This is a genomic window from Dryocola clanedunensis subsp. sulfonylureivorans (assembly GCF_016756775.1).
Taxonomy (GTDB): domain Bacteria; phylum Pseudomonadota; class Gammaproteobacteria; order Enterobacterales; family Enterobacteriaceae; genus Dryocola; species Dryocola clanedunensis.
Genome location: NZ_JAERMU010000007.1, coordinates 247,226 through 253,557 on the forward strand (window position 1 = coordinate 247,226; position 6,332 = coordinate 253,557).

Annotated in this window: 6 protein-coding genes and 1 pseudogene; 3 read left to right on the forward strand and 4 right to left on the reverse strand. The window is 47.7% G+C overall.

Annotated elements, in window-relative coordinates; all coding sequences use genetic code 11:
• Nucleotides 1–9: 9 nt before the first annotated feature.
• On the forward strand, nucleotides 10–930 hold the full coding sequence (locus HYQ67_RS09575; protein ID WP_202303459.1) for a LysR substrate-binding domain-containing protein: 921 nt from the start codon (nucleotides 10–12) through the stop codon (nucleotides 928–930).
• A gap of 12 nt (nucleotides 931–942) precedes the next feature.
• On the opposite strand, the gene HYQ67_RS09580 is transcribed toward HYQ67_RS09575, so the two are convergent.
• From HYQ67_RS09580 to HYQ67_RS09595, 4 genes are all read right to left on the reverse strand, one after another.
• On the reverse strand, nucleotides 943–1,803 hold the full coding sequence (locus HYQ67_RS09580) for a PA4780 family RIO1-like protein kinase (RefSeq protein WP_202303460.1): 861 nt from the start codon (nucleotides 1,801–1,803) through the stop codon (nucleotides 943–945).
• A 176-nt stretch (nucleotides 1,804–1,979) separates the two neighbouring features.
• Nucleotides 1,980–3,152 carry a methyl-accepting chemotaxis protein gene (locus HYQ67_RS09585; RefSeq protein WP_202303461.1) on the reverse strand — a complete coding sequence of 391 codons (1,173 nt, stop codon included), beginning with the start codon at nucleotides 3,150–3,152 and terminating at the stop codon, nucleotides 1,980–1,982.
• A gap of 650 nt (nucleotides 3,153–3,802) precedes the next feature.
• Complete coding sequence (locus HYQ67_RS09590) at nucleotides 3,803–4,270, reverse strand: DUF943 family protein (RefSeq protein WP_202303462.1); 468 nt, start codon at nucleotides 4,268–4,270, stop codon at nucleotides 3,803–3,805.
• Nucleotides 4,257–4,592 (reverse strand): DUF3289 family protein, encoded by a 336-nt coding sequence (locus tag HYQ67_RS09595; protein WP_202303463.1) that lies wholly within the window; start codon nucleotides 4,590–4,592, stop codon nucleotides 4,257–4,259. The genes HYQ67_RS09590 and HYQ67_RS09595 overlap by 14 nt, the downstream gene beginning before the upstream one ends.
• 360 nt (nucleotides 4,593–4,952) lie before the next feature.
• Here HYQ67_RS09595 and HYQ67_RS09600 point away from each other — a divergent pair, with 360 nt between their 5' ends.
• Nucleotides 4,953–5,582 carry an ECs1377 family protein gene (locus tag HYQ67_RS09600; protein WP_202303464.1) on the forward strand — a complete coding sequence of 210 codons (630 nt, stop codon included), beginning with the start codon at nucleotides 4,953–4,955 and terminating at the stop codon, nucleotides 5,580–5,582.
• A 445-nt stretch (nucleotides 5,583–6,027) separates the two neighbouring features.
• Nucleotides 6,028–6,332, forward strand: a pseudogene (locus HYQ67_RS09605) (hypothetical protein); the annotation flags it as partial.

The window sequence follows — 6,332 nt, forward strand, 5'->3', positions numbered from 1 at the left end:
GAGGGCCCCATGCTAGAACAGCAAAGCATACTCGCGCTGTTGCAGAGCTTCGAAATTGCCGCCAGACATATGAGTTTCACGCTTGCAGCTAAGGAGCTCAATCTTACCCAGGGCGCCATGAGCCATCGCATCAGGCAGCTTGAATCGCTGCTGGGTTTCCGGCTGTTCATCCGAATGACCCGAAAAATGGCCCTTTCCCCGGAAGGGGAAAGACTCCTCGCGACGCTCAGTCTCTCTTTACGCTCGATTAATGATGAAATTGAGGATATCCGCAGCCAGTCTCTGCGCGGCACATTGCACATAGGTGTTGCACCGACTTTTGCTCAGCTGTGGCTGATGCCCCGTCTGGCGCAGTTTCAACAGCAGTGCCCGGGCATTAACCTGAATGTAAAAGTTCGGGCTGGCGTGATGGAGTTCAACGACGAGCGTGTTGATTTGGCAATCTATTATGGCGCTAATCTCTATGCGGATTTATGCCAGCAGCGTTTATTTGACGAGTATTTACTCCCGGTCTGTTCCCCAGAGTACTACCCGTTACTCAGTCAGAACGGCAAAGTTGAATTAGAGAAAGCGTGTTTTATTCATGCCAGTGAATCAACCGAAAGTCAGGTCCACTTTGCCGACTGGCGTATATGGTGTGAGAAGACGGAGCAGTGCTTACCTTACGAAAAACGCCACTATAGTTTTAACCATTATCATATGGCACTTCAGGCTGCCGAGAGTGGAATGGGAGTGATGATGGGGCGCAAGTTATTGATCCAGGCCTCTCTTGAAAGTGGCAAATTAATCCCCCTCTCCGACAAACCTGTACTTGCCCCAATGGGTTACGATCTTATCTATCCGAGAGAGAGCAGTGAGCGGATGCGTTTCAAAGCTTTTATTGATTTTTTACATACTCACCGCGGCACTGATTCGATTGTCGTAGCGTAGTTATCGCCGCCGCTATTCGTACTGTTCGTCGCGCTCTTTCGATGCCCGCTGGCGGTCGTAGTATTCGTCCTCTGCCGTGATGATTTCATCGATCAGCGAGTCCATATCCACTTCATGGTGCTCTTCAACGAACAGGCCCGTCAGCGCGATTTCCGGCGTTAATTTTCCATCTTCGTAGAGCGCCCAGATCTCTTTGGCATAGCGCGTTTGCAGCAGCTGCGGAGCGAACTGGCCGTAATAGGAAGTGATGTTATTCACGTCACGCTCAAACATCGATTCGGCATGGTTGTTGGCGGCGGCGTCTACGGCCTGCGGCAGGTCGATAATGACCGGGCCTTGTCCATCGAGCAGGACGTTAAACTCCGATAAATCGCCATGCACAATGCCCGCACACAACATGCGCACAATGTTGCGGATCATCGTATCGAAGTCGGCAATGGCTTCTTCTTCGGTGAAGGTGACATCGCTAAGACGCGGCGCTACCGAGCCTTCGGCATCCGTCACCAGCTCCATCAGCAGCACGCCATCGATACAAAGATAGGGCTGTGGCACACGTACTCCGGCTTCAGCAAGACGGAACAAGGCATCCACTTCCGCCGTTTGCCAGGTCTCTTCCTGCTGCTTACGGCCGAATTTCGAGCCTTTTTGCATAGCGCGGGCGTTACGAGAATTTCGGACTTTACGCCCTTCCTGATACTGCACAGCCTGCTTGAAACTGCGTTGCGTCGCTTCTTTGTACACTTTGGCGCACTGAATTTTGTCGCCGCACAGCACGGTGTAGACGTCGGCCTCTTTGCCGCTTTTCAGCCGCTGGAGCACGTTGTCTATCAGGCCATCATCAACCAATGGCTGGATTCGATTTGGAATTTTCATGCGGGCTTTATACCCTATTTTTGCCGCATTTCGTACCAATAACGCAGAGGAGAATCTCTGCTGGCAACCCGCTCAGCCTGGCAGAAGGGGAGATTTCGCAAGCAATACTGCGCCTTAAAGCCTGTGGGCCATAAATTAAGGCGCAGTCGGAGATGACTAAGGGGCAGGGAAAGACGCTAAAAAGTCTGCCACTGGCCCTCTTCTTCTCGTTTTGCTCGCCCTGGCGCAGCCCGACGCGCAGGGGCTGTCAGGGGGGATTCTTCCACTTCTCTTTCGCCAAGACGCAGGTTGCTGGTTCTCTTTTGCAGCTCAAACACCTGTTTATTGAGGACCTCAGAAGATCCTGCCAGCTCCTCAACGACGACCACGTTGCTCTGGGTCGCTTTCTCCAGCTCGGACAGGGCCAGAGTTATCTGCTGGATGCCTTTTTCCTGCTCGTTAGTCGATATGAAAATATGCCCCATCAGCGCGTCGATAGATTCAGAACCGGAGACGATATCGTGCATATTCTTTTCAGCTTCTGAAACCAGGGAGGCTCCCTGCATAACGTTTTGATTGGTTAAATCAATCAGCGACTTAATGTTTTTCGCCGACTCGGAGCTTTTATGCGCCAGGTTCCTGACCTCGCCGGCTACCACGGCGAATCCCTTGCCGTGCTCCCCGGCTCGAGCTGCTTCAACGGCGGCATTAAGGGCGAGGATATTGGTCTGGAAGGCAATGCTGTCAATCATGCTGATGATTTCCGTCATCTTATTGGCGCAGTCGGTGATTGACGTCATATTCGTGGTCAGCTTCTGCATCAGATCGCTGCCGTGATTGGCCGACCGGTGAGCGCCGCTTGTAATATTGCTCAGCTGGCGAGTGCTGTCGGCGTTATTGCGCGTGCCGGCTGAGATCTGTTCCATACTCGAAGCGGTTTGCATCAGCATCGCCGACTGCTGTTCTGTTTTGACCGACAACGTTGCGCTCTGCAAGGCCAGCGTTTCTGAGATATTTTTGGCCGACTGGGATGACTTCCTGATATCCATAACCAAAGTCGTTATTTCCGCAGACAGCGTATTGATACCGGGAATTAATCGCCCGGCACAGTTGCCGCCGAATTCGGGGATATGCACAGATAAATTGCCGGAATTAATCTCATCAATTTTGCTTTTGACCTGGTTGATGGGCCGCACCAGATATATCGTCATATAGGACCACAGCGAACCAAGTACAATAAGCCAGACGATGTTTAGCATCAGCATAACTTTTAAATCAGCGGATAAAAGAAAACACAGTAAGTCGGTTACCGCAAAAGACAACAGCAGGAAAAGGGCGATGACGCTTCTGACGCTGGCATTTTTAAGCATGGGAAAACCTGTAGCTTCTCAGGGGGTATACTATTTATTATCTATTTTGCCAGGAATGCCATACCTCCACAAAGAACAAATTTAAATGTCGCAATAAGACAACTAAACGGTTTTTTGCCCGGCGGTGCGTGCGGGTTAATTAACATATATGATATATCAATTATATTATTCTGTGATTTCATGTGAAGTGAGTCATGAAATCATAATAATTTATTAAAGTTTTCGTTTTACATAAAAAGAAGGGCGGGTTGATTATCCTTACACTCCGGGATAAGGGATGGGGTAGGTTGGATAAGCGAAGCGCCATCCAACATTTTATCGGCGGATGACGCAGCGCTTATCCGCCCTACAACTGCCATATCAAACCTGTAAAAAAGCCCGCAGGCGGGCTTTAGATTGCTGACAAAGAAGGAAAAAACGTGGTTTTTCCTTCTTTGTGATAAGCAGGCGAAAATCAACGAATTGATTTTCCTTGTTATTTATTCGGTGAGATCTTTGCGAAACTCATACGCTTTAGGTTTGTCATCAGTCTGAAGCCCACAGGTGGGCTTGGTACAACCAGTCGCTTTTATATTTTTTGCGTTGCAGGCGTTGCAACCTGGTGAGGATTGGAAACCTGTGACGTCGCGGCCTACGCCACTGAGGTCGTTTTATTTATATTTAGTTTTGACCATCTTGCCGTTTTCATCTATGCGGTAAAACCCATCATCGACCCCTAAAAATATATCTTTATTTTTATTGTTCCATACAGCGAAAACTTTATTTTTTTCAATGCAATTTAATGATGGTCTCATGTCTGTGAAGCAAAGCCTGTCATAACCATCAGTCTCTTTGTACCCTTCACCAAAGTCCCAAAAGATAACCTCGAAAAAGCCATCGTTATCTGTCTTAGGAATACCATATTTTTCTTTCAATCTACCCTGGTTTTCCAACCACCATTGAATCTTACCCTTATCAGTAAAAGGATAGTGTCTTATCAGAACGGATGTGAAACTGTTCTCACTGTGATGGACTGCAATAATATCTACAGGGCGTAGCAAAAACCAGAGAAGGTAACCTGATAGACAGCTTCCTGATAAAAATAGTGCATACAGGATTTTCCTGTTATTTGTTTTCATTACGACTCCCTGTAATTTCTACTGCCGCTTCCATATTCGTCATGAACGGTTGACGGAATTCATCAAACAGGGTCATTGCGCATTCCTGACGAGTTATTTTCTCGCCCTCATTGCGTGAACCATAAAACATTGATTGAGATTGATTGAATGGGGAAACTTTCGTCAGCGTATAAGGATTCACTCGGGTGGATACATCAACTAACCCGTAATCTATTTTTAACTGCATTTCAGTTAAGTCCCCGCAGCGCATATCTTTAGCGCTATAGTCATCCATTCGATTTTGGGTTGTGAATAGGGTGTAGGGGAATTGTAGTGCGGCCATCGTGATACACTCCTTGTGTTATCTCCGTTGCGTGCCCACGAGAGATAATATGCGATAACTGGCGAAAGCGTAAATCCTTCTTTTATATATTTGTCTGGCAAATATATTTTTTGAATTGCACCTGATTGGTGAGCAATCTTGCGACCCGGATCATAGTAGGTTGGATAAGCGAAGCGCCATCCAACATGAACGGTGGATATCCGTCCCGTCATGGCGATGAAATTAGATCGCATTCGAGGATGCCATGAAAATGAAATCGCTTGAATCGGCACAGCAATAGCAAATAGCATAAATGGAAACATTCGGATCCAGTAGAACAGGTTCATTGATGAAAATAAATTTGCTGACCGGGAGAGCGCCATGAATGCTCGTGTCGACTACCATATGGAAAAGTACCACTTTACTGAAACTGGCGAACCGCAACGGCTGACCCAGCAATGGGCAGAGGTGATGGATGAATGTCTACAGCTGAAAGCCGGAAGTGAGGAACGCCTGCGTATTGCGCTGCTGAATGTCGATTATGTGACGAGTTTTGAATTACCCTTTCGACTACAGCTGATCCGTGCGCCACAATTAATCGATCGGCTGCGGAAAGAACTCTCTTTGAGCCGAAAGCCGGTCACTATTGGTGACAATCGGTATGGTTGCGTTTACAGCCTTAAAACCGACCTCAGCGCTATTCCTGATGAATTTCGCTATCGTTTCAGCAACCGGATCCGCCGCATAACCTCTGCGGGGGTGACGACCGCGTCGTATCAGGAAATAGCCAAACAGGTTAAAGCACCACGGGAGCGTCTGAGGCTCGCACTGAAATCCGGTTTGCAGGTCACTGCACTGGATGGATTATTCTGGTTTGGAATGCAGCGCATAGCTGCTGATATTGCAACGCTGAGAAAGTCCGGTATGAAGATCGCTACCGACAGGATTGACGTGTTTGATAGCCTGACCGGCACAACCAGAAAAGTTCCTCTTTATAAACTAGCAGAGTAAATTATGGCCACTTCCGGGGGAGTTTCAGCGTAGCTTTCGCCAACGCAACAATACTGCCCGCTGATTTTACACCATAGCGGACATTGTCAGCCGGCTGCCAGAGCCGGAGGAAACCGTTGCCGTGAATAACACGGGCAACGGCGTTGTTAATTATTTAGTGTCATTAAATATTAATTAACTGCAACTGAATTATCACGGATGGGAAGTATATCATATATCCGTAAGTGGTTGCTTTTCCTGGAAAATTGAAAATCATGAATAACATTTTTTAATTAAAGTGAGGTCACCATAATTTCTTTGTTTTATCAAATGGTTACCATGTATTTTTATTGCAATTGCGCGCCTGAAAAACGACAGGGTATTTAAGCCCGTTCTCAAATGAAACAAAGTGTGTTCAAATAATTAAAATACGCAACATAATAACAATAATACGACAGGATGATGGATGAAGCCGTTGTATCCCCTTTTATTAACTCTGTTTTTTAGCCCTTTGGCAGCGGCAGCCTTATTATCTCCCGCAGACCGCGACAGCATCGACCAGCAGCAACAGCAGTTATTACGCCAGAATCAGCAGCAGCGTGAATCGCTGGAGCAGGCTATTCCCATTCCAGCGCCTTCAGAGCCTGCAACGCCAGAGCCGGTAAAAGGCCCCTGTTTTACCATTAATCGTATCGTCCTTGACGGTGCAACGCTGATGAATGCACGTCAGCAGCATAAGCTGCTCGCCCCCTGGCAGGGCCAGTGCCTGGA

Coding starts and splice junctions, on each gene's coding strand:
- HYQ67_RS09575 (WP_202303459.1), top strand. CDS start 10: ATGCTAGAACAGCAAAGCATACTCGCGCTGTTGCAGAGCTTCGAAATT.
- HYQ67_RS09580 (WP_202303460.1), bottom strand. CDS start 1,803: ATGAAAATTCCAAATCGAATCCAGCCATTGGTTGATGATGGCCTGATA.
- HYQ67_RS09585 (WP_202303461.1), bottom strand. CDS start 3,152: ATGCTTAAAAATGCCAGCGTCAGAAGCGTCATCGCCCTTTTCCTGCTG.
- HYQ67_RS09590 (WP_202303462.1), bottom strand. CDS start 4,270: ATGAAAACAAATAACAGGAAAATCCTGTATGCACTATTTTTATCAGGA.
- HYQ67_RS09595 (WP_202303463.1), bottom strand. CDS start 4,592: ATGGCCGCACTACAATTCCCCTACACCCTATTCACAACCCAAAATCGA.
- HYQ67_RS09600 (WP_202303464.1), top strand. CDS start 4,953: ATGAATGCTCGTGTCGACTACCATATGGAAAAGTACCACTTTACTGAA.